Origin of the sequence: Neisseria sp. GT4A_CT1, assembly GCF_000227275.1 — a bacterium.
Taxonomy (GTDB): domain Bacteria; phylum Pseudomonadota; class Gammaproteobacteria; order Burkholderiales; family Neisseriaceae; genus Neisseria.
On record NZ_JH164965.1, the window covers coordinates 240,261 to 262,582 of the forward strand.

At 46.9% G+C, this 22,322-nt stretch carries 17 protein-coding genes and 1 pseudogene; 6 read left to right on the forward strand and 12 right to left on the reverse strand.

All coding sequences use genetic code 11. From position 1 onward, the window contains the following. Window positions 1-134 precede the first annotated feature (134 nt). Both HMPREF1028_RS03795 and yhbY read right to left on the reverse strand, forming a co-directional pair. Complete coding sequence (locus tag HMPREF1028_RS03795) at window positions 135-404, reverse strand: hypothetical protein (protein ID WP_009311478.1); 270 nt, start codon at window positions 402-404, stop codon at window positions 135-137. A 204-nt stretch (window positions 405-608) separates the two neighbouring features. Further along, complete coding sequence (yhbY, locus tag HMPREF1028_RS03800) at window positions 609-893, reverse strand: ribosome assembly RNA-binding protein YhbY (protein WP_003760073.1); 285 nt, start codon at window positions 891-893, stop codon at window positions 609-611. A gap of 108 nt (window positions 894-1,001) precedes the next feature. Here yhbY and HMPREF1028_RS03805 point away from each other — a divergent pair, with 108 nt between their 5' ends. The 3 genes and pseudogenes from HMPREF1028_RS03805 to recB all read left to right on the forward strand — a co-directional run bounded on the left by HMPREF1028_RS03805 (window position 1,002) and on the right by recB (window position 7,743). Further along, entirely contained in the window at window positions 1,002-1,622 is a 621-nt protein-coding gene (locus HMPREF1028_RS03805) for an RlmE family RNA methyltransferase (RefSeq protein ID WP_009311479.1), read from the forward strand. A gap of 64 nt (window positions 1,623-1,686) precedes the next feature. Then, window positions 1,687-3,677 (forward strand): annotated as a pseudogene (gene ftsH, locus HMPREF1028_RS03810) (ATP-dependent zinc metalloprotease FtsH). A gap of 424 nt (window positions 3,678-4,101) precedes the next feature. Next, on the forward strand, window positions 4,102-7,743 hold the full coding sequence (gene recB / locus HMPREF1028_RS03815; RefSeq protein WP_009311482.1) for an exodeoxyribonuclease V subunit beta: 3,642 nt from the start codon (window positions 4,102-4,104) through the stop codon (window positions 7,741-7,743). Window positions 7,744-8,092: 349 nt separating this feature from the next. On the opposite strand, the gene HMPREF1028_RS03820 is transcribed toward recB, so the two are convergent. The 6 genes from HMPREF1028_RS03820 to tssK form a co-directional block, all read right to left on the reverse strand. Next, entirely contained in the window at window positions 8,093-8,311 is a 219-nt protein-coding gene (locus HMPREF1028_RS03820; protein WP_003760086.1) for a YdcH family protein, read from the reverse strand. 587 nt (window positions 8,312-8,898) lie between these two features. Then, complete coding sequence (gene tssH / locus HMPREF1028_RS03825) at window positions 8,899-11,721, reverse strand: type VI secretion system ATPase TssH (RefSeq protein WP_009311483.1); 2,823 nt, start codon at window positions 11,719-11,721, stop codon at window positions 8,899-8,901. 71 nt (window positions 11,722-11,792) lie between these two features. Beyond that, window positions 11,793-12,281, reverse strand: a complete 489-nt coding sequence (locus HMPREF1028_RS03830; RefSeq protein WP_003760091.1) for an Hcp family type VI secretion system effector — start codon at window positions 12,279-12,281, stop codon at window positions 11,793-11,795. A gap of 71 nt (window positions 12,282-12,352) precedes the next feature. Continuing rightward, window positions 12,353-13,993 carry an OmpA family protein gene (locus HMPREF1028_RS03835; RefSeq protein ID WP_009311484.1) on the reverse strand — a complete coding sequence of 547 codons (1,641 nt, stop codon included), beginning with the start codon at window positions 13,991-13,993 and terminating at the stop codon, window positions 12,353-12,355. 18 nt (window positions 13,994-14,011) lie between these two features. Continuing rightward, a complete protein-coding gene (locus tag HMPREF1028_RS03840; RefSeq protein ID WP_009311485.1) occupies window positions 14,012-14,671 on the reverse strand; it encodes a DotU/TssL family secretion system protein in 660 nt (219 codons plus the stop codon). Between the two features lies 1 nt (window position 14,672). Next, window positions 14,673-16,019: a type VI secretion system baseplate subunit TssK gene (gene tssK / locus HMPREF1028_RS03845; protein WP_036529066.1), complete on the reverse strand. Its 1,347-nt coding sequence runs from the start codon at window positions 16,017-16,019 to the stop codon at window positions 14,673-14,675. A 168-nt stretch (window positions 16,020-16,187) separates the two neighbouring features. On the opposite strand from tssK, the gene tssB reads away from it, so the two are divergent. Further along, window positions 16,188-16,685 carry a type VI secretion system contractile sheath small subunit gene (tssB, locus tag HMPREF1028_RS03850; RefSeq protein WP_003760099.1) on the forward strand — a complete coding sequence of 166 codons (498 nt, stop codon included), beginning with the start codon at window positions 16,188-16,190 and terminating at the stop codon, window positions 16,683-16,685. Between the two features lie 40 nt (window positions 16,686-16,725). Continuing rightward, window positions 16,726-18,255 carry a type VI secretion system contractile sheath large subunit gene (gene tssC / locus HMPREF1028_RS03855; RefSeq protein WP_009311487.1) on the forward strand — a complete coding sequence of 510 codons (1,530 nt, stop codon included), beginning with the start codon at window positions 16,726-16,728 and terminating at the stop codon, window positions 18,253-18,255. Window positions 18,256-18,726: 471 nt separating this feature from the next. Here tssC and guaA read toward each other — a convergent pair whose 3' ends face one another. The 3 genes from guaA to smpB form a co-directional block, all read right to left on the reverse strand. Further along, window positions 18,727-20,292 carry a glutamine-hydrolyzing GMP synthase gene (gene guaA / locus HMPREF1028_RS03860; protein WP_003740869.1) on the reverse strand — a complete coding sequence of 522 codons (1,566 nt, stop codon included), beginning with the start codon at window positions 20,290-20,292 and terminating at the stop codon, window positions 18,727-18,729. Window positions 20,293-20,417: 125 nt separating this feature from the next. Continuing rightward, window positions 20,418-20,756 carry a hypothetical protein gene (locus HMPREF1028_RS03865; protein WP_003760104.1) on the reverse strand — a complete coding sequence of 113 codons (339 nt, stop codon included), beginning with the start codon at window positions 20,754-20,756 and terminating at the stop codon, window positions 20,418-20,420. A gap of 178 nt (window positions 20,757-20,934) precedes the next feature. Next, window positions 20,935-21,384: an SsrA-binding protein SmpB gene (gene smpB / locus HMPREF1028_RS03870; RefSeq protein WP_269208434.1), complete on the reverse strand. Its 450-nt coding sequence runs from the start codon at window positions 21,382-21,384 to the stop codon at window positions 20,935-20,937. Between the two features lie 72 nt (window positions 21,385-21,456). Between smpB and HMPREF1028_RS15335 the strand changes: the two genes are divergently transcribed. Then, window positions 21,457-21,657, forward strand: coding sequence for a hypothetical protein (locus tag HMPREF1028_RS15335; RefSeq protein WP_232203779.1), 201 nt, complete (start codon window positions 21,457-21,459; stop codon window positions 21,655-21,657). Window positions 21,658-21,707: 50 nt separating this feature from the next. Here HMPREF1028_RS15335 and HMPREF1028_RS03875 read toward each other — a convergent pair whose 3' ends face one another. Next, entirely contained in the window at window positions 21,708-22,187 is a 480-nt protein-coding gene (locus HMPREF1028_RS03875; RefSeq protein ID WP_009311488.1) for a hypothetical protein, read from the reverse strand. Between the last annotated feature and the right edge of the window lie 135 nt (window positions 22,188-22,322).

The window sequence follows — 22,322 nt, forward strand, 5'->3', positions numbered from 1 at the left end:
TCCACTGTAAGTAAGAAGACGGCTAAAGATATGCCCATTTCATTGCCAATCCCGAATCATACAGGATAAAGGTCGTCTGAAAAACCAAAACCCCGACTACAAACCATGTAATCGGGGTCGGCATTAAAAAAGACTTAGTATTGGTATTGATTCTGCTCAGGATATTGGTTCTGCGTCGGGTAGGGATACTGATTCTGTCCGGACATTTGAGGTTGCTGTACTTGTTGGCGGTTGTCTATTCTGCTGCCGGTACGTTCCAATGCCTGACCTGCCTTACCGATACCGTGACCAATACCGCTGACAGAACGCCCGATAATGCGTGAACCGTCTTCCCGAACGCCGTTCCAAGTATTGTGACAGCCTGCCAAAGTCAATAAAACCAGTGCAACAGATAATGCTTTCATGATGTGCTCCTATCGTTAGTATAGCCAATCCGCAGCTTTAAAAACTGCGGGTATGTTCCCATTGACAGTAATCAATCTCAGAGAGTTTATCGATTTTCCTGATTTTACGAGCGCATAACAAAAACACTTGGTAAGAGTCATAAATATTTTCAGACGACCTTTTGCACATCTGTCCTTAAGATGTCTGAATATGCTCTTGAAGAATCAAACCTCCAAGTTTTTACGCCACAACACCAACAGTTTGCCGATATGCTGAACCAGTTGCGCATCAACAGCTTCGCACAGCGCATTGCAAATTTCAACGCGCTCGGCTCGGTCGTCGCCGAATACACGGACCTTAATTAATTCATGCGCCGTCAGGGCGGCATCGGTTTCTTTGATAACGGACTCGGTCAAACCTTGCTGTCCCACCATTACAACAGGATGAAGGTGATGGGCGCGGGCTTTCAATTCCAAAATTTCTTTGGTACTTAATTTATTGTCAGTCATGTTCTAGTGCTTGAAAAGAAAGAATAGTGCGGCATTGTACGCGATTTGGCGCAATCTCGGGGGAAAATAACGTACAATACGGCGTTTCTCTAAATCATTAAATAAATTATGGCAGTACGTTCAAAATCATCAAAAGCCTGGCTTCACGAACACGTCAACGATCATTACGTCCACATGGCACAAAAAGACGGCTATCGCGCCCGCGCTGCATATAAACTGCTGGAAATCAACGGAAAAGACAAATTAATCAAACCCGGCACAGTTTTGGCGGATTTAGGCAGCGCGCCGGGCAGCTGGTCGCAAGTAGCGGCAAAACTGGTCGGCAATTCAGGGCGCGTGTTCGCATTGGATATCCTGCCTATGGATGAAATAGAAGGCGTTTCCTTTATTCAGGGCGACTTCAGGGAGGACGAAGTATTGGCGCAATTTGAAACCCTGCTGGACGCCCGACCGCTAGACCTTGTAATTTGCGATATGGCACCCAATATGTCGGGTAACGCCGTAACCGACCAAGCCCGCAGCTTTTACTTGTGCGAACTGGCTTTGGACTTTGCCGTCAATCATTTGAAAACGGGCGGCAGCTTTTTGGTGAAGGTATTTCAGGGAGCGGGCTATCAGGAATATATGGCAGCCATGCGCGAAATCTTCGGAACGGTGCAGACGCGCAAGCCCGAAGCATCACGCAATCGTTCCAGTGAGATTTATTTATTAGGAAAAAATAAACGCTGACAATACAGGCAGCGTGTTTTAAAATCTTCCTTTCGTTTATCTTAATATCATGGAGTCTGGCTAAGTGGGGAATACCTTTAAGTCCATCCTGTTATGGGTCGCTTTGTGCGTCGGTCTGATGGCTGCGTTCAACGCACTGACCAGCAAGCAGGAAAACAAGCAGCAAATCGAATACTCTCAATTTATCCAACAGGTAAACAACGGTGAAGTGAGCAACGTCAAAATCGAAGGCTCCGCCATCATCGGCTATCTGATCAAAGGCGAACGTACCGATAAATCCACTTTCTTCACCAATGCGCCTTTAGACGATAATTTGGTCAAAACGCTTTTGGACAATAAAGTCCGCGTCAACGTTATCCCTGAAGAAAAACCGAGTATCTTTACCAGCCTGGTTTTCAGCCTGCTGCCGGTATTGCTGCTGATTGGCGCATGGTTCTACTTCATGCGCATGCAAAACGGCGGCGGTGGCAAGGGCGGCGCATTCTCTTTCGGTAAAAGCCGCGCCCGCCTGATGGACAAAGAAACCAATAAAGTTACCTTTGCCGATGTTGCCGGTTGTGATGAAGTAAAAGAAGAAGTACAAGAAATCGTCGATTATCTGAAATCCCCCAACCGCTATCAAAGCTTGGGCGGCCGCGTTCCGCACGGCATTTTGCTGGCAGGCAGCCCGGGTACCGGTAAAACTTTGCTGGCAAAAGCCATCGCAGGCGAAGCCGGTGTGCCTTTCTTCAGCATTTCAGGCTCCGACTTTGTTGAAATGTTCGTCGGCGTCGGTGCAAGCCGCGTGCGCGATATGTTTGAACAAGCGAAGAAAAACGCCCCTTGTATCATTTTCATTGACGAAATCGACGCTGTCGGCCGTCAACGCGGTGCCGGCTTGGGCGGCAGCAACGACGAACGCGAACAAACCTTGAACCAGCTTTTGGTCGAGATGGACGGTTTTGAAAGCAATCATACCGTTATCGTCATCGCCGCAACCAACCGTCCCGACGTACTGGATCCGGCATTGCAACGCCCAGGCCGCTTCGACCGTCAGGTTGTTGTTCCGCTGCCCGATATCCGCGGTCGCGAGCAAATCCTGAAAGTCCACGCGAAAAAAGTCCTTTGGACGAATCCGTAGATTTGACATCATTGGCACGCGGCACGCCGGGCTTCTCCGGTGCGGATCTGGCCAACTTGGTCAATGAAGCCGCCCTGTTTGCAGGCCGCCGCAACAAAATCAAAGTCGACCAAAGCGATTTTGAAGATGCCAAAGACAAAATCTATATGGGTCCCGAACGCCGCAGCATGGTAATGCACGAAGACGAAAAACGTGCGACCGCCTACCATGAAGCAGGTCATGCGATTGTTGCCGAAAGCCTGCCGTTTACCGATCCGGTTCACAAAGTGACCATCATGCCGCGCGGCCGTGCGCTCGGTTTGACTTGGCAGCTTCCCGAACGCGACCGTATCAGCATGTATAAAGACCAAATGCTGAGCCAATTGTCGATTCTGTTTGGCGGACGCATTGCCGAAGACATCTTCATCGGCCGTATTTCCACCGGCGCATCCAACGATTTCGAACGTGCCACCCAAATGGCGCGCGAGATGGTCACCCGTTACGGCATGAGCGATAAAATGGGCGTAATGGTTTATACGGAAAATGAAGACGAAGTATTCTTGGGACGCAGCATTACCCGTTCTCAAAACATTTCCGAAAAAACCCAACAAGAAATCGATGCAGAAATTCGCCGCATCTTGGATGAACAGTATCAAGTAGCTTACAAAATCCTTGATGAAAACCGCGATAAGATGGAAATTATGTGCAAAGCCTTGATGGATTGGGAAACCATAGACCGCGATCAAGTGCTGGAAATTATGGCAGGCAAGCAACCCAGCCCGCCTAAAGATTACAGTCACAATCTGCGTCAGGACAATCCGGAACAATCTGAAACCGAAGCGGCAACACAAGCTCCGGAAGCAGTCAGTCAGCATGAACCTGCTTCCACAGAAACCGCTCAAGAGCCAACTGATAAAGCCCAAGAGTTATCTGACAAACCGGAAGACCAAGCTTGATCGCACAAAAGAAAACGGCAGCCTACAAGCCGCCGTTTTTTTGTTTGCCTCACCCTATTTTAGGGCTGATATCAACAATTATAGTGGATTAACTTTAAACCAGTACGGCGTTGCCTTGCCGTAATATCTGTATTGTCTGCGGCTTCGTCGCCTTGTCCTGATTTATAGTGGATTAAAATAAAAATGAGACAAGGCGGCAACGCCCGCCGTGTACGGGTAGTACATAAGGGCGTTGGCAACGCCGTATCATTGCAATTTTAATCCACTATAAATTTAATCCACTATAAATCCAACGGAACGCAACCGAAAATCGCAAGCCTGCCATACAACAAGCCAAAGCTCGTTTTCACCCCCAAGCTCCCCACCGTTTTCAGACGACCTCTGCTATGATTACGCCTTCTATCTGTACTTCCCTCCTTTTATCATGCCCGCCAACGCCTCCATTCCAGCCTTCGATCCCCTAAGCATCCCCATAGCAGGTACCAATCTGATTGAAGCCTCTGCCGGCACGGGCAAAACCTATGGCATTGCGGCTTTGTTCACGCGCTTGGTCGTGCTTGAGCAGATGCCGGTCGAAAGCATTTTGACCGTTACTTTTACCAAGGCGGCGACAGCGGAATTGAAAACCCGTCTGCGCGCACGTTTGGACGAAGTATTGCAGGCTTTGGAGAGCGTGGAGGATACGGACAATCTTTCAGACGACCTCGCAGCATACTGCCGAGACAATCATCCGGGCGATGTGTTTCTGACCGGTTTGCTCAAACAGGCATTGGCTCAAGAAAGTCGGGCGCGGCTGATTGTCCGCCTCAAGGCTGCCATCGGGCAATTCGACAACGCCGCGATTTATACCATTCACGGCTTCTGCCAACGCATTTTGCGCGATTATGCGTTTTTGTGCCGCGCGCCTATGGATGTCGAGTTGACTGAAGACAACCGCGACCGCCTGCTGATTCCCGCTCAAGATTTTTGGCGCGACCGCATCGTCGATCATCCCGTTTTAGCGAAGTTGGTATTCCAACGCCGCCAAACGCCGCAAACCATGCTGGTGGCAATACAAAAGTTCGTCAGCCGTCCGTATTTGGTTTTCAGACGACCCGAAGCAGACCTAGTCGCCGCGCAGGAAAACTTTCGGAAAACATGGGAAAAAGTGCGTTCCAAACTGGACGCTTTGGAAGAAACATTCTGGCGCATCCGTCCGATATTAAATGGGCAATCCTATCAAGAAAAAACATTCAAGACCGTCTTTCTCGAACTCCACTCCGCCTCCCAATCCGATGCCCTTCCTTCTTTTAGCAAAACAACGGCAGAAAAGCTGCCTATGTTTGCCATAGAAGCTTTAGCGTCCAAAGTCAAAAAAGGCAATACTCCCGATACTGCCGCCTTTGCCGATTTGCAGATATTGGCGAATCTCGGCGCAGATTCAGCTGCCATCGTGCAAGCCGAAGAAGAGACGCTTACCCTGCTCCACCTCGACCTGCTTGACCATCTTAATGCCAGTCTGAGCGAGCAGAAAAAATCCAAGCGCGAACGCGGTTTCGACGATTTACTGCTTGATGTTTATGACGCATTGACCGACAACCCGCAGGCAGACTCGCTGGCTCAGGCAGTAGCGCAGAACTGGCGCATCGCATTGATTGACGAATTTCAAGACACCGACCCGCTGCAATACGAAATCTTCCGAAAAATCTTCATCAAACAAAACAAACCTTTATTCTTAGTCGGCGACCCGAAACAAGCGATTTACAGCTTTCGTGGCGCCGACATTTACGCCTATCTGCAAGCCGCAGCCGACTCGCAACACAGCTACACGCTGGCAACCAATTACCGCAGCCACGCCAAGTTGATTAACGGCATAGGCGCATTGTTCCGCTGCAAAAACCGCCCTTTCGTCTTGGACGGCATAGACTATACCGAAGTCGGCGCCGCACGTTCCGAAAGCCGTCTTTCGCCGCCCCAAACTGCCATACAGATACGCTGGCTCAACGGCAAAGACGACGAAGTACTCAACAAAGACATCTTGCGCCGCCGTGCCTCCGAATATTGCGCCGACGAAATCGCCCACACGCTCAACGAAGCTGCCGAGGGTCGTCTGAAATTCAAAGACAGGCCGGTCGTTTCGGGCGACATTGCCGTCTTGGTCAGGACGTTTAACGAAGGCGTGATGGTGGCAAAAGCGCTGAAAACGCGCGGCATACAAAGCGTTTTGCTCTCAAGAGAATCGGTTTTCACCACGCCCGAAGCCCTCGCCCTTGCCGCGCTGTTGGATTATTGGCTCAATCCCGGACAAATCGGCTCGCTGCGCTTTGTCTTATCCGGCACATTATTCGGCTACGACGCGCAAGCCCTGTATCAACTCAACCGCAACGAAGCCGAATTATTAAACTGGATAAACACTGCCGCCGAATCTGTCGCCATTTGGCGGAAAAGCGGGATTTATGCCGCGCTGCAACACTTCTCCTCGTTGCACGGCATCGAAACCGGATTGCTTGCACGCGGCGACGAGCGCGGCCTCACCAATTTCCATCAGCTTTTAGAGTGCCTCTCAGAAGAAGAAGGACAAAGCCTCAGCCCCGCCGCCCTACATCAATGGCTCAACGACCAAATCAGCCTGGCGCAAGAGAGCTCTGTCGGCGAATCAGGACTGTTACGGCTTGAAAGCGATGAAGCACTGGTCAAAATCGTCACCATGCATGCCTCCAAAGGTTTGCAATATCCTTTGGTCTATTGCCCTTTCGTTTGGGACGCGAAAGACATGAAGCCCGCCGATTGGCAAATCCTCCACACCGCCGACCACACCACGGAACTGCTTGCCAAATCGCAACTCAACGATGAAGACCGTATCCACCTTGCCGACGAAGAAATGGCGGAACGCCTGCGCCTGCTGTACGTCGCGCTGACCCGTGCCGAAGAGCAGCTCGTCCTTTATGCCGCCCATTGCGGCGATACCGCCGATTCCCCTTTCGCCTACCTGCTTGAAGGCAGCACCGACAGCAATCGGGTGTCTACCCGCCAAGCTTATGAACAAGAACGCAAAGCAAACAAAGCCCTAGGCGAGCTGCAAATGCTGAAAAACAACTGGCTGCGTTTCCTCAAAAATCCTCCCGAACATACCGACTTCAGCTTTTCCGAAGACGCGCCGCAACCCGCTGCCGCGCAAAACCGCCATCTTTCAGACGACCTCTATCAAGCCGCCGTTATCCCTGCCCGCGGATTTCAGTTCATCCGACATACCAGCTTTACCGGCCTCAGCCGCCAAGTCAAAACCCGAGACGACGAGCGCGAAGAATTACAACCCGCACTCGATCCCGCAGAAACCGCCGCCGAAACAGAAAGGTCGTCTGAAACCGCTCTCTCTGTTTCAGACGACCTCCTAAACACCGACATCCACCATTTCCCGCGCGGCGCCAACGCCGGCGTCTGTCTGCATGAAATGTTGGAAAAATTCGACTTTGCCCAAAGCACCGAAAGCCAAAGCAGCCTGATAGCCGAAACCTTGACCCGCTACGGCTTCGACCTACTCTGGACAGATGCCGTCAAACAAATGCTCGACACCTGCCGCAAAACGCGCCTTGTTGCACAAAGCCTGTCTGAAATCCCACCCGAACGCCGCCTTCCTGAAATGGGGTTCACCCTCTACACCGAAGACTTCAAACTCCATGACCTGCGTCGCTGGTTTGCCCGTGAAAACAGTTCCCTGCCGCCGGAATGTATCGAAGCCGCAGAAAGATTGGATTTCCAAGACGTACAAGGTTTTCTCAACGGCTTCATCGACATGGTCTGCCAAGATTCAGACGACCTTGTGTGCATCATCGATTACAAATCCAACCATCTGGGCGACAACGCTGAGTCCTATACGCAACAAGCTATGAACGAAGCCGTAGCAGACCACCATTACTACCTGCAAGCGCTCATCTACGCCATCGCCGTAGCCCGCTATTTCAAACTGCGCGGCAAACCGTTACCCAAACTCGCCATCCGATACCTCTTCCTGCGCGGATTGGACGGCACGGACAACGGCGTCTGGCAATGGAACTTGGATACCGAATCCTTAGCACAATGGCTGTAAATGGAATGAAAAAGGTCGTCTGAAAATATATAGTGGATTAACTTTAAATCAGGACAAGGCGACGAAGCCGCAGACAGTACAGATAGTACGAAACCGATTCACTTGGTGCTTCAGCACCTTAGAGAATCGTTCTCTTTGAGCTAAGGCGAGGTAACGCCGTACTGGTTTAAAGTTAATCCACTATACGTGCAAGCGTTTTCAGACGACCTTTGCTTTGTATTCATGCAATAAACCAGCACCTGTTTATTGTCTGTACTTCCCTTGCCTTATCCCGTCCTACGTTTCATCCGCAAACAAAAAGGTCGTCTGAAATCCCGATATCGGTTTCAGACGACCTGAGAAACTCGAATTATTTGCCTGCTGCTTTTTGCAGAAGAGCGTACAACTCGTCTTTCAGTTTCAATTTAGCTTTTTTCAGCTCTTCGATTTCTTCAGAGCCGCTGGTAACAGGGTTGTTTACCAAACCGGTAATTTTGTCATCCAGCTCGTTATGCTCATCAAACAATCGTGCAAAATGCGCATCTTCTTGTTTTAATTTTGAAATTAAATCGCGATATTCTGGAAACATTTTGTTTTCCTCTTTCGTTGATATGGATAAAACGGCGCAATGCCAAGAAACTGATGGAAATCTCTATAGTTTCATTATAACAAAGCTATCGCTTTTATTCAGCCTTTTTTATCAGGCTGAGTCTGAGCGATATCAAACCCATTCGTTCGTAGAACAGCTTTTAAATATCCTTGTTTTGACACAATATAAAGAAAGTAACAAGACATTATTTTCTCAATATTTATCAATACACTGCATAAAACCTGATTAAGCCCGCAATCCAAATATAGTGGATTAACTTTAAATCAGGACAAGGCGACGAAGCCGCAGACAGTACAGATAGTACGGAACCGATTCACTTGGTGCTTCAGCACCTTAGAGAATCGTTCTCTTTGAGCTAAGGCGGGGCAACGCCGTCCTGGTTTAAAGTTAATCCACTATATAATGGGTTTCAACAATACGTTAGCTATAAAAAGTCGTCTGAAATAAGAATAGCTTTTTTCAGACGACCTTTCTAATAACTCTTGGGATGCGTTATCAATAAAGTGAAAGATTAATGAAGGTCGTCTGAACAACATAATGATTTCAGACGACCTATTCTCTTCCCATTATTCAAATAAAACGTCTATTCCGTCTTCGCCCAACTCCAATTTTGCATGTTCAGGCATATGCCCTGCGGTTTGCTGCCATTGCAAAAAGCTTTGCGCGATAGCAGGCATGACTTGGCGGTTGAGCAAATGGTCGATATTGCGTGCGCCGCTGTCGCCGGTAGTGCAAGAATCAGCCAGAAGCGCTGCAAAATCTTCGCTGTAACTGAGGCGTGTTTGATGGGCTTCGTACAGTCGGTCAGCAATTTTGTCCAGCTTCAGTCTGACGATTTGAGCCAATGCCTCTTTTTCCAACGGACGATAAGGAACAACCTGCATACGCGCCAACAGAGCAGCTTGGAAATGGTCTGTCAGTATCGGACGAATCGCTTCTGCCAACTCTTCCAGACTGAATTCAGGCGTTTCATCGGTTTCAACAGGGTCGTCTGAAACGCAGGCGTTTTCAGACGAGCCATCAGGCATTTGTGCAGAAAGTTCGACTTCAGTGTCCACAATCTGCTCTTCTTGCACGTTTTGCTCTTTACCCTCTTCTGCAACAGCTTCTTCTGTTTCTTCAGGTTCTTGCGGTTTCAGCAATTGGGTCAATTCGTTCGCACCCAGGTTTGACGTCATCAGGATAACGGTATTTTTGAAATCGATTTCCCGACCTTCGCCGTCACGCATCATGCCTTTGTCGAAGACTTGGTAGAAGAGATTAAGAATGTCTTTATGGGCTTTCTCGACTTCGTCCAATAATACGACGCTGTAAGGTTTTTGACGTACTGCTTCGGTCAAAACGCCGCCTTCGCCATAACCGACATAACCCGGAGGCGAGCCTTTGAGTTGGGAAACGGTATGCGCTTCGCGGTATTCGGACAGGTTGATGGTAATCAGCGATTTTTCGCCGCCGAACAGCGCATCTGCCAAAGCCAGCGCCGTTTCTGTTTTACCTACGCCGGACGGACCGCTCAACAGAAATACGCCCAATGGGGAATCGTTGGTTTTTAAACCAGCTTTAGCGGCTCTCAAACTTTGCGCGATAGCATGAATGGCTTCACTTTGCCCAACCACGCGTTTCTCAAGCAGGCTTTCCAGTTGCAGCAGGTTTGCCAGTTCGTCTTTGAGAACGCTGCCTGCGGGGACGCCCGTCCAATCGGCAATAATATCGGCGATTACGGTCTCATCAACGCTGGTGAAAATCAACGGTTTGCCCGCGACAACGGCATCAAGCTGTTGCTGTTTCTCGGTCAGACTGTGTTGCGCGGCTTGTCGCTCTTCAGAAGTCAATTCTGTATTCTTGGCAGCTTCCATCAAGGATTGGATTTCATCCGCCAATTGTTTTTCTTCCTGATATCGGCGGTTCATTTCTTCGCGCTCTTCATTCAATTGGGCAATCTCTTGCTCAACTTGTCGAATGTTATCTTGCTGCGAAGCATTCAGACGACCTAATTGCTTGTCGGCATCCAATGCCTCCAGCTCGCGTTGCAGTGAAGAAATTTGGGCATCCATCAAACCGAAAATATGAGGCACGGTATCCAAACTCATGCGGACGCGTGCGGCTGCCGTATCCAACAAATCTACGGCTTTGTCCGGCAGTTGGCGGCCGGTAATATATTTTCGGGAAAGTTGTACGGCTGCAATGACGGCGGAGTCCTGAATATGGACTTTATGGTAAGCGGCATAACGTTGCTTCAAACCGCGGAGCATGGTGAACGCAGCCTCATCATCGGGTTCGTCAACTTTGACCATTTGGAAACGGCGTTCCAACGCGGCGTCTTTTTCAAAGTATTGTTTGTATTCGCTCCAGGTTGTCGCTGCGATGGTACGCAATTCACCCCGCGCCAAAGCCGGTTTTAAGAGGTTGGCTGCATCCGCGCCGCCTGCACTGTTTCCTGCACCGATTAACGTATGCGCTTCGTCGATGAATAATAAAACGGGTTCTTCAGAATTCTGAACAGCCTCGATAACATTGCGCAGGCGTTGTTCAAATTCGCCCTTCACCCCCGCACCCGCTTGCAGAAGACCTAAGTCCAACACCAATACTTGGGTGTTTTCCAATATCTTAGGCACCTCGCCTGAAGCGATTTTCAATGCCAGACCTTCTACCAATGCAGTTTTACCGACACCCGGTTCGCCAACCAGAATCGGGTTGTTCTTACGGCGACGCGACAGAATATCCATCATTTGACGGATTTCGGTTTCGCGTCCAAATACAGGGTCAATACCGCCCTGAGCGGCTTTTTCAGTCAAATTGACGGTAAAACGTGCAAGCGCATCGTTTTGTCCTGCTGTAGCGGTTTGTTGGGGTTTAGATTCCGCTGAAACTGTATGCTGACCTTCTTCTGAAGCCGGCTGCGCAAATGTATTATTCTCACCTTCGATAGAAACTTCGTCCAACCAAGTTTTCAGACGACCTATCTGTGTTTCAGTCAGGCTTAATAAGGGCCATGCTTCCTGCGTCATCAGACGGTAAGGAGATTTCAGCAATGCCTGATATAGGAAAGCCGAACGGATTTCAGATGCACCTTCGTCACTTGCCAACAACCATGCATCCGACAATAAACTAATCAATGATTTAGACAAAGAAGGATTACCACGAACATTGCGTGGAAGTTTGTCCATCGTACTCAACAAAGGATTCCAAATATTTTCTAAATCAATTTCGTAACGCCTCAATAAGGCATTAACGTCTCCATCCCCTAGTTCGAGCAATTTGATAAATAAATGGTCAACCGTAATTTCGGCATGACCTCGTGTTTGACATAAGCCGGCTGCAGCTTCCATCGCCTGCTGACAATGCGTGTTCAGACGACGTAATAATAATGCTTGATCATGTGCAGACATTTGATATCCCTGATGTAAAAATGTGTTATAAAAAAGTGCTACCTTTATCAGGCAGCACTTTATGTGGATTATTAAGCGCGGCTTTCGTTCCAGCTGTCGGAATGAATGATGTTTCCGTCTTTATAAGTCCAAGTGATTTTTTCGTAACGCAATTCAACGCGTTCCAAGTGATTGTAACGTTCGCGAGCAGGATCTTTGATGTTGTGCATTACAGGACCTACTGCTACAACTTTAACGTTGTCCAGTTTGGTATTGAAATACTCTTTCTCTTGACCGGAAGCGTCAATTTGGTACCACTTGATTTCTACTTCTTTCAAAGTTTGACCAGTTGTTACTGCTTTGTACAGGTATGGTGAAGAAGCATCGTATTCTTTAAACAATACGATAGGTTCGTGAACGCGAGTACCTGTCAGTTTGCCGGTATTGGCATCCGTAGGAATACGGACATTGTGCAGAAACTCAACGATTTCAACGCTGTCTTCGCGACCATTGACGTCAACAGAACCTTTAATAACGGAACCGCCGTCGTCTTTCAACCACATATAAGCAGGAATTGCCATATTTTTACTCCTTAGTTTTATTGAAAACGCCTTAAGTTGTGAGGCTTAAAGCAACTTGTGCTGCATTAAATTTACTGTTTTACAGCTGGAATCAGTATGATCTCAACCCTACGGTTTTTGGCCTTACCTTCTTCCGTCTGATTATCTGCAATAGGCTTGGTATCACCCAATCCTTTAACCTCAAACCGACTCTCCGGAACATTAGAAGAGATAACCAACCAATCTTTGACCGATTGAGCACGCTTTTCTGATAATTGCTGATTAGAAACAGGATTTCCAACATTATCAGTATGTCCTTCAACTAAAATTCGTGTATCAGGATGTGACTCGATTGCTTTTAATGCACCAATCAATGCTTTATTGGCATTATTTTTTAGTTCAAACTGACCTGTTTCAAACAAAGCCAAGCTGTCTAAAGTAATAACTACAGGTTTCACAGGTTCCGGTTTTATCGGTTTCGGAGGTGGAGGATCTTTCGGCATTAAGGCTTTTAACTTTGGAATATATAAATCCGCACGATATAACCCTAATCCTAAATGTGCTGGTACACCCTCATCACGGTATTTCTCAAGCAATTGCAAATCCTGCTTTAGCAATACCAAATGTTGTTGCCGCTCATTTGAATTTGCCTCAGACCGAACATTTTCTATATGCCGGCTGATTTGTTCTATTAAACGGCTATTGTTTTTCATAGAGAAAAACGAAGCAGATAAAAAACCTAATGCACAAACAGATAATACTTTAAAAAGTATATCAATAGCATGATTTTTATGATAAACGGTATATTTATCTGACAATTCGGTATGAATATATTGAAATTGATTACCTTGATAATTATTAAAAGAATGGATTAACCCTTGTGTATTCTTAGAAATATAAGTTGCCCATACTGATTTGGCTTGGCAGTCTCCATCGTCAACTACGCTTAAGCTGCGTACATCGACATATTCCCACCCCCCGTCTGTACGATTCAACAATTGTTCCTCGACGCAATTGAGTGCCTCAATCAGCCATATATATTGACAGCCGTTTGATTGTTTATTTTGCTGTAAAAACTCAATAGACAGACTTTCTTTAAAATCAGTAAAAAACTGATTAATATTTAATACATTCCATCTGCCTTGAGTTTTTAAGGCAAAAAATAGCTCTCTTTTATCTGAAGACTCTTTGAAAAGAAAGGGGGCGCGAATAACAAAACTTACAGGTATAGATATACCCATTTTTTTCTGCAAAAACAATATATTGCGCAACCACCCCCGCATAACCATAGATACATCGGCATTTATGGCGGGAGACAACACCAGCTCTATGCTGAGTGAGATTTGTTTACGGGCTATATTCTGAAGCAGATTCCAAACTACAGTGTATAAATGTTCTGGATTAAAAATATTTATATATACTGTGTCATCATACCTCTCGACTAAATTCGACATCTTCACTGCAGAATCAGGCATACGCAAAACGTAACGCCCAGTAAATCCAGTATTATTTAATTCTGTCGCAATTTGCTGCCAAACTTCTGAACCAATACTGATATTTTCCTTGTCCTTACGCTGCCTGATTAACCAAGCACAAAATATAGCAACAATTGACAAAGCTAGAATACCGCCTTTCAGCATCCAACTAGCTTGCCAATATATTGCCAATACATAAAACAGTATAAGCTCAACTACTATAAAAATAATGAAAGACGAGAGCTTTTGATAAGTCATTATGAAATTACTCTAAATTTATAATGCTTGAGTTTGTTCAACCAAAGTATCCAGATAGTATCCAAATGCAAAATAAGCTACTACTGCAATAACAGAACAACAGATAAATACCCATATCGGACTAATCGTCAGCAAACTCTTAAGAGGCATGCTTTTACGATCGACATAGAATATTTGCCCATCTTGAGTTACCGCATTGCTAGACAACCCGGCAACCATTTTTTTCAAGCTATTTTGTGAATTTTGAAGAGCCATTTCATCTAAAATATAACGTCCCTTGAAGCCCAAATTGATTACACTCAAATATGCCTCGGCGATCAACGAATTGGCACTGCCTGTTTTGCATAGCTTTTCAATTTTGTCGCACAATACATCGCCTGCATTGTATGATTGGAAGAAATGTACTTGCATGGGATTCATTTCCCACACTTCTCGATCACTTCCTTGCAGATTCTGCAGTGCAACCTCATCCAAAAGCGCACACTGCGCATAAGAAATCTCTTCAATCTCCTCTGCACTACGACCAGAGCTTGCTAAATTCTTTCTTAAATTCTCTACCAAAGTTTTGCCATATTCATACCATGTTGAGGCATGCTCGGGACTAAAACCTGCCGATAATGCGGATACGGTCAAAGCAGTATCTCTTAATTCACTTCGAATCAATGGATTATGGTTCATATTAAATACTCACTACTGCAAATAAGCTTAAATGTAAATTGGGTATAGATGTTGGAACGTAAATACTACATACCTGCGATTGCATCATTCTTGAAAATGCCACATGCCGTTTGTCTAATCTGAAGTAAACATTATCCATTCGGAACGGCAAACCAGGAGGGGTTTGATTCAACAACTGCAAAGGCACTCCCATTACTGCCGTATTGATAACGCGTTCCACGTCTTCCGGCGCACCAATTTTACTGACCAATGGCAATTGCTTCTGCAATTCAGCAAAAACAACGGAATCAGAATGTGCCGAGATATAAAACTCCGCATTATCATCAATTCTGTTGTCAAATATCTGAGCTCGCCAATGTGTAGATTTTGTATGTTCTAACGACAATTCGATGACAGGCGATGGAATGACTTCATCTAACAGACTGCGGATTTTCAACTCCAAACGGTTGAAGGTTCCAAACAGATCAAAATGATCGTATGGTTCCATCTCATTCACGGATTCACTCACCCTGAATGTGTACAACATACCAAGTAAACGAACCAAGAGCTTATAAAGCTCCTCTGGATGTTGCTGCGGATAATCATTCAAATGTTTCAATTCAGGATAAATCGTATTTAATCCGTGCAAGAACCAGAACAAGGTTGAGTCAGACACAGAAAAATCGACCGTATTTTCACTACGCGCCCGGCGGCGGGCAGATAAGTTATCTATACGGGACAACACCAGCAAAGTGATTCTATTCAGACATGAAAGTAAAACTTCCGAACCTGTAATCGACAATAATGGAGGGATGTAGTCTTTAGACCAAATCAATGCCCCATTCTCGTTTTTTTCCACTACGCCGATGGGGCATGTAATGTAATCGTCATTATCCTCGAAATCAAAACGAATTTGTAAATTTAATTGCTCAACGGCAAGTTCTGCCTCCTCAGCGGAAAATAAATCCTCAACTTGCTCGAACTTTTTCACAAACCGTCTGGGGGTATTTCCAGCCCCGTTTTCATCCACCAAATTCGGTACATGCGCTTGATAAACCGGGAGAGCCAGCAACACTGTATTTCGCGCTCTCATAGGCAGGCTATTAATATCACGAACTTCAACAGAGCCACTGCCCGACTGCAAATCGATTAGAGTTCCGTCAGGCAGGCAGGCCTGAAGCTCATCCAATTTAATTTTTCCTAATTCAAGCGTCTGCTGGTCGAACTCGCAACGAAAACATCCCCACTTGAATTCACCCATCAATTTTATTACTGTTGCATAAATGTAACTATTAAAAACGTTTTGTTGTTGGAAGTGCTGAGGAGAGAGCAAGACACCCTCTTCCCATAATGGTTTATGAAATTTCACTGTTTATACCTTTTAAATACCTTTTGTCAGATAAATTTTGAATGCAATAGACAACAGTATACCTAACATTTATACTATTTAGATAGAAATATATCCAAATTTAGTATTTATATTTCATTTGAAACGAAAGATTTTCCCTTCAACACATAACAGAGAATAGGATTAGCCGTGAGCAAAAGTTTCCAAAACGAAGTTCCACCTTCACGTATCAATATCAAACTAGACCTCCATACCGGAGGCGCACAGAAAAAAGTCGAGCTTCCGCTCAAACTTTTAGTCACCGGTGATTACAGCAATGGTCAAGACAAACGCGACCTTGCCGAAAAAGAAAAAGTCAATATCAACAAAAACAACTTTGATTCCGTATTGTCCGACTTTAATCCTAAAGCCAACCTGACTGTGAAAAACACCCTCTCCCCTGCCGGCGGCGAGATGAACATCAATTTGAATTTCAAATCTATGCGGGATTTCCATCCGGAACAAATTGCACAAAATGTTCCCGAGCTGCGCGCTTTATTGGCTATGCGTAACCTGCTCCGTGACTTGAAATCCAACCTGTTGGACGATTCTGCATTCCGTCGCGAACTGGAAACCATCTTGCGTGACGAAAATCTGTCTGCCGAACTGCGCGACCGCCTCGAAAAAATTGCACCTGTTAACAAATAAAACACAAGGTCGTCTGAAAACACCCGTAAGGATTTAAAATATGCAAAAACGCCAAGAAGCCCAAACAACCGTTATAAAACAAGAAAACACAGCCAGCGTTTATGAAGCGCTGTGTCAAAAAATCAACTTAAACGCCGTCGACTCCGTCATCGACATCGAACAGTTCCAAAGCGCCGAAAAAATGTCCGAAGCCTCTGCGGATGAACGCATCGCAGCGGCGGTCAGCGTATTTTTAAAGATGATTCAAGACTCATCTCAAAAAGTAGAACGCCTCGACAAAAGCCTGTTGGACTACCACATCGCACGCATTGACGAACAGCTCAGCCGCCAATTAGATGAAATCCTCCATAACGAAGAATTCCAAAAAATCGAATCTGCATGGCGCGGTCTGAAATTCTTGGTTGACCGTACAGACTTCCGTCACAACGTTAAAATCGAAATCCTCGACGTCTCCAAAGAAGACTTGATTCAAGACTTTGAAGATGCCCCTGAAATCGTCCAAAGCGGACTGTATCGCCACACTTATAGCAACGAATACGACACCCCGGGCGGCGAACCTATCGGCGCAGTCATCTCCAACTACGAATTTGACCGCAGCCCGCAAGACATGGCTTTGCTGCGCAATATTTCGCGCGTCTCCGCTTCTGCACACATGCCGTTCATCGGCTCTGTCGGCCCATCTTTCTTCGGTAAAGAAAGCATGGAAGAAGTCGCCGGCATTCAGGATTTGGCGAACTATATGGACCGTGCCGAATACATCAAATGGAAAAGCTTCCGCGAAACCGATGATGCACGCTATATCGGCCTGACCCTGCCCCGCTTCCTTGCCCGTCTGCCTTACGGTAGCGATACAGTTCCTGTACGCAGCTTCAATTACGAAGAACAAGTTAAGGGCACCGAACACGATCGTTACTTATGGGCAAACGCATCCTTTGCCTTCGCTGCCAACATGGTTCGCAGCTTCATCAATAACGGCTGGTGCGTTCAAATCCGCGGACCACAAGCCGGCGGTCTGATTGAAGACTTGCCTATCCATATGTATGATTTGGGTACCGGCAATCAAGTAAAAATCCCTACCGAGGTCCTGATTCCCGAAACCCGCGAATTTGAATTTGCCAATTTGGGTTTCGTACCGCTGTCTTTCTATAAAAACCGCGATTACGCCTGCTTCTTCTCGGCCAACTCAGCGCAAAAACCTGCGCTCTACGAAACCAAAGAAGCGACTGCAAACAGCCGAATCAATGCCCGTTTGCCTTACGTTTTCTTGCTTTCCCGTCTGGCTCACTATCTCAAGCTGATCCAACGCGAAAACATTGGTACAACCAAAGACCGCCGTATGCTCGAATTGGAATTGAACACTTGGATCAATACATTGGTTACTGAAATGACAGATCCAAGCGACGAGTTGCAGGCAACACATCCTCTGCGTGAAGCCAAAGTCTTGGTTGAAGACATCGAAGACAACCCCGGCTTCTTCAAAGTCCGTCTGTTTGCCCGTCCTCACTTCCAAATCGAAGGCTTGGATGTAAACCTGTCCTTGGTATCTCAAATGCCGAAAGAGAAAAAATAAACCCTTGAATAACGGTATCGCATGATTTGTCTTCCATATATTCATGCAATGAATCATTAAGACAGCAGACCCTTAGTTGTTTGCTGCCGAAGACAATCTAAAATGGTGCTGAACTCAAGCGGTCGTTCTGTATTTGCTACATGAACGACCGCTTTATTTTTTGGCAAATGAAATTCATTAGGACGACATCGCGTCTTCTCCTTATATAGTGGATTAACTTTAAATCAGGACAAGGCGACGAAGCCGCAGACAGTACAGATAGTACGGAACTGATTCACTTGGTGCTTCAGCACCTTAGAGAATCGTTCTCTTTGAGCTAAGGCGAGGCAACGCCGTAATGGTTTAAAGTTAATCCACTATATTGTCTAAATGCACTTCAGCCATCTCCTTATTCCATTATTCTTTTATAAAAACCAAAAGGTCGTCTGAAACCATTTCAGACGACCTTTTTATGCGTTTATCTCTTTACTTTTATTCCCACTCGATCGTGGCAGGCGGTTTGCCGCTTACATCGTAAACCACGCGGTTGATGCCTTTGACTTCGTTGATGATGCGGTTGGATACGCGGCCGAGCAGTGAGTACGGCAGTTCTGCCCAGTGTGCGGTCATGAAGTCGCTGGTGATGACTGCGCGCAGCGCGACGACGTAATCATAAGTGCGTCCGTCGCCCATTACGCCGACGGATTTTACGGGCAGGAACACGGCGAAGGCTTGGCTGGTCAGGTCGTACCAAGATGTGCCGTTTTCGTCGGTAGTGTTTCGCAATTCTTGGATGAAAATATCGTCCGCTTGACGCAGCAAGTCGGCGTATTCTTTTTTCACTTCGCCCAAGATGCGCACGCCCAAACCGGGACCGGGGAACGGATGGCGGTACACCATTTCACGCGGTAAGCCTAAAGCGACGCCCAGTTCGCGCACTTCGTCTTTGAACAAGTCGCGCAACGGCTCAAGCAGCTTGAGCTTCATGTTTTCAGGCAGTCCGCCGACGTTGTGGTGCGATTTAATGGCGTGGGCTTTTTTGGTTTTTGCACCTGCAGATTCGATTACGTCAGGGTAAATCGTACCTTGCGCCAGCCATTTGGCGTTGGTAAGCTTTTTCTCTTCAGCATCAAATACTTCGATAAATTCCGCGCCAATGATTTTGCGTTTTTTCTCGGGATCGGTAACGCCGGCGAGTTTCGCCATGAATTGCTCTTCGGCATCGACGTGAATCACTTTCACACCTAAGTTGCGGGCGAACATATCCATCACCATTTTGCCTTCGTTCAGGCGCAAGAGGCCGTGGTCGACGAATACGCAAGTCAGTTGGTCGCCGATGGCGCGGTGAATCAGCGCGGCGGCTACGGAGCTGTCCACGCCGCCCGACAGACCCAAAATCACTTCGTCGCTGCCGACCTGTTCGCGGATTTTGGCAACGGCTTCTTCGATGTAGTTCGGCATCGTCCAGCTGGGTTGCGCACCGCAGATGTCCAAGACAAAGCGGTTCAACAGGGCGCGACCTTGTTTGGTGTGGGTAACTTCCGGGTGGAATTGGATGCCATAGAATTGTTTTTCAACGTTTTCCATCATGGCAATCGGGCATGACGGGGTATCGCCGATGACGGCAAAGCCGTTGGGCAGTTTGGATACTTTATCGCCGTGGCTCATCCATACGTCCAGCGTATTCGGCGCGTCGTCGTAAATATCGCGGGTCAGTTCGCTGTCTATGGTTTTGACTTGCGCGTAACCGAATTCGCGCTGGTTGCCGGGCTGAACTTCGCCGCCCAAGTGGTGCGCCATAAACTGCATTCCGTAGCAGATGCCCAAAACCGGAATGCCCAAATCGAAGATGCCGGTATCGGCTTGATAGTCAGATTCGTAAACGGAATTAGGGCCGCCGGAAAGGATGATGCCTTTCGGATTGAAGGCCTTGATTTCGTCCAAAGGCATGTCGAAGGAATGCAGCTCGCAGTAGACATGGGCTTCGCGCACGCGGCGGGCGATAAGCTGGGTAACTTGCGAACCGAAGTCGAGGATGAGGATTTTGTCTTGGGTCATGGCGGGAACTTTGCAGAGTGATAGGGAACGGTCTGACTGTCTCAAAACGGGATTCCGATAACAAAACAGGTCGTCTGAAAACGGCGGATTATACCATTTTCAGACGACCTTTGCAGGGAGGGGGCTTAGTTATCCTGCTGTTTATGCTGCTTATAAGGCACCATATCGCTGCGCGAAAGCAGCAGCAGGCAGCCCAGTACCATCATTCCCAAAGCAACCAGCGGCGAATATCCGAGCCAGTATTGATTGTGCAGATATACCGCCGCGCCGATATACACCAGCAGCGGGCCGGAAACGATAGACTGCTTGTTGACACCGTCCATCACCAAAACCGCAATCCCCGCCAGCACCATACCGGCGGACACAATGGTCGAAGTTGCGGGCAGGATGTCCGTCGTTTTCAAAAACCAAACAGCACCGAAGATAATCAAAAACAGCGGCAGGAAAAGCGAAGAGCGGGACATGGCGTTACTCCGTAAAATTTCAGACGACCCTGATTATTGGGTCGCAGGGGTCGTCTGAAAAGCCTGAAGAAAGCAATCTTGGGTATGTTTTTGCAAACATAGGGTTTGATGTGTAAACGGCGGGCACAAGTTTGCGGCAGCATCGGCGCCCAGCGTTCCATTCATGCTGCTATCAGTCTCAGCGCACATTTTTCATCAAACGTTGTTTTTCGCGTTTCCAGTCGGCTTCTTTCAGGCTTTGGCGTTTGTCGTGTTGTTTTTTACCCTTCGCCAAACCGATTTCCATTTTGATTTTGCCGCGTGTGAAGTGCAGGTTCAACGGGACGATGGTGTAACCCGCACGCTCGGTTTTACCGATGAGCTTGTTGATTTCGGATTGCTTGAGCAAAAGCTTGCGCGGACGGACGGGGTCGGGTTTGACATGCGTCGAGGCAGTCGGCAGCGCGGTAATATGGCAGCCGACCAGATAAAAAGCGTCTTTTTTCCAGTAGATATAGCTTTCTTTCAGCTGCACCCGCCCGGCGCGGATGGCTTTGACTTCCCAACCTTCCAATACCAGGCCGGCTTCGAGCTGATCTTCGATAAAGAAGTCGTGAAAGGCTTTTTTATTATTGGCAATACTCATTATTTTGATTCTTCTATACTTTTCAGACGAGCTATTTTATCAGCGCGTCCTAGAAATGAAAATGTTTGAATGTGAATGGATGCGATAAACCTTGAGCAGCCCTGTCCTCAAAATCAAATACCCGACATTTCATCCGCAAGCCTGCCTGAATACCATTTGGCTTTATCCTTTATTTCTTTCCATCAACAAAAACAACATCACCGAATTCAATATCAAGATATCGTCGTTCAAACTCGCTTGGGCTTCTTTGTGCAGGCTGAATTTCCCTTCCCATAACGCCCTCAATTTCTTCAAACGGTACACCAAAGTCCCGTCAGGTCGGGTAATCAAATAAGTCGGGTTGAAAAAAGACCCGTCAGCGAACCCAGATAAGGAATCTGCCCTGCCATTTTGTCCAATACTGCCACCCAAGGATTTTTTTCACGGATATGGAAAAGCAGCCGATCTTCCGCATCCGTTACCTGATAGCTGGTGCGCCAAAGCGACCCGACGCCATCATGCACCACTTTCCCCAAAACCTTACCTGAAGCATCTTGGATGATATAGGTCGCACCAAAATCAATAATCTGTTCCGAATGAATGGTGAATACGGGCGCATCCTGATTGCGGTTAGGGAAAACATTAATCCACTCTTTGAGTTTAAACATTTTCTGCCGCGTATAAGCGATTTCGTTCCCCGCTTCGTCTTTGACAAAAAAATCATTGGCAATGGATAAAAGTTTGAAATTGAAATAAAGCGGAAAGCGCAGACTTTTGTTTTCATGAGAAGCGCTCATGCTTTCATACATTTTTATATAATCAATCATCAGATTTTTCCTTGCCGTTTTATAGTGGATTAACTTTAAACCAGTACGGCGTGTTACCTCGCCTTGTCCTGATTTAAAGTTAATCCACTATACATAGAAGATGAATTGAAAGGTCGTCTGAAAGCCGTTATGTGG

Excerpts from the sequence above, each read along its gene's own strand:
- yhbY (WP_003760073.1), bottom strand. The coding sequence starts at position 893 with ATGACTGACAATAAATTAAGTACCAAAGAAATTTTGGAATTGAAAGCC.
- tssC (WP_009311487.1), top strand. The coding sequence starts at position 16,726 with ATGCAAAAACGCCAAGAAGCCCAAACAACCGTTATAAAACAAGAAAAC.
- HMPREF1028_RS03835 (WP_009311484.1), bottom strand. The coding sequence starts at position 13,993 with ATGACTTATCAAAAGCTCTCGTCTTTCATTATTTTTATAGTAGTTGAG.
- HMPREF1028_RS03805 (WP_009311479.1), top strand. The coding sequence starts at position 1,002 with ATGGCAGTACGTTCAAAATCATCAAAAGCCTGGCTTCACGAACACGTC.
- HMPREF1028_RS03830 (WP_003760091.1), bottom strand. The coding sequence starts at position 12,281 with ATGGCAATTCCTGCTTATATGTGGTTGAAAGACGACGGCGGTTCCGTT.
- guaA (WP_003740869.1), bottom strand. The coding sequence starts at position 20,292 with ATGACCCAAGACAAAATCCTCATCCTCGACTTCGGTTCGCAAGTTACC.
- HMPREF1028_RS03820 (WP_003760086.1), bottom strand. The coding sequence starts at position 8,311 with ATGTTTCCAGAATATCGCGATTTAATTTCAAAATTAAAACAAGAAGAT.
- HMPREF1028_RS03865 (WP_003760104.1), bottom strand. The coding sequence starts at position 20,756 with ATGTCCCGCTCTTCGCTTTTCCTGCCGCTGTTTTTGATTATCTTCGGT.
- HMPREF1028_RS03875 (WP_009311488.1), bottom strand. The coding sequence starts at position 22,187 with ATGATTGATTATATAAAAATGTATGAAAGCATGAGCGCTTCTCATGAA.
- HMPREF1028_RS03840 (WP_009311485.1), bottom strand. The coding sequence starts at position 14,671 with ATGAACCATAATCCATTGATTCGAAGTGAATTAAGAGATACTGCTTTG.
- HMPREF1028_RS15335 (WP_232203779.1), top strand. The coding sequence starts at position 21,457 with ATGGATGCGATAAACCTTGAGCAGCCCTGTCCTCAAAATCAAATACCC.
- recB (WP_009311482.1), top strand. The coding sequence starts at position 4,102 with ATGCCCGCCAACGCCTCCATTCCAGCCTTCGATCCCCTAAGCATCCCC.
- tssH (WP_009311483.1), bottom strand. The coding sequence starts at position 11,721 with ATGTCTGCACATGATCAAGCATTATTATTACGTCGTCTGAACACGCAT.
- HMPREF1028_RS03795 (WP_009311478.1), bottom strand. The coding sequence starts at position 404 with ATGAAAGCATTATCTGTTGCACTGGTTTTATTGACTTTGGCAGGCTGT.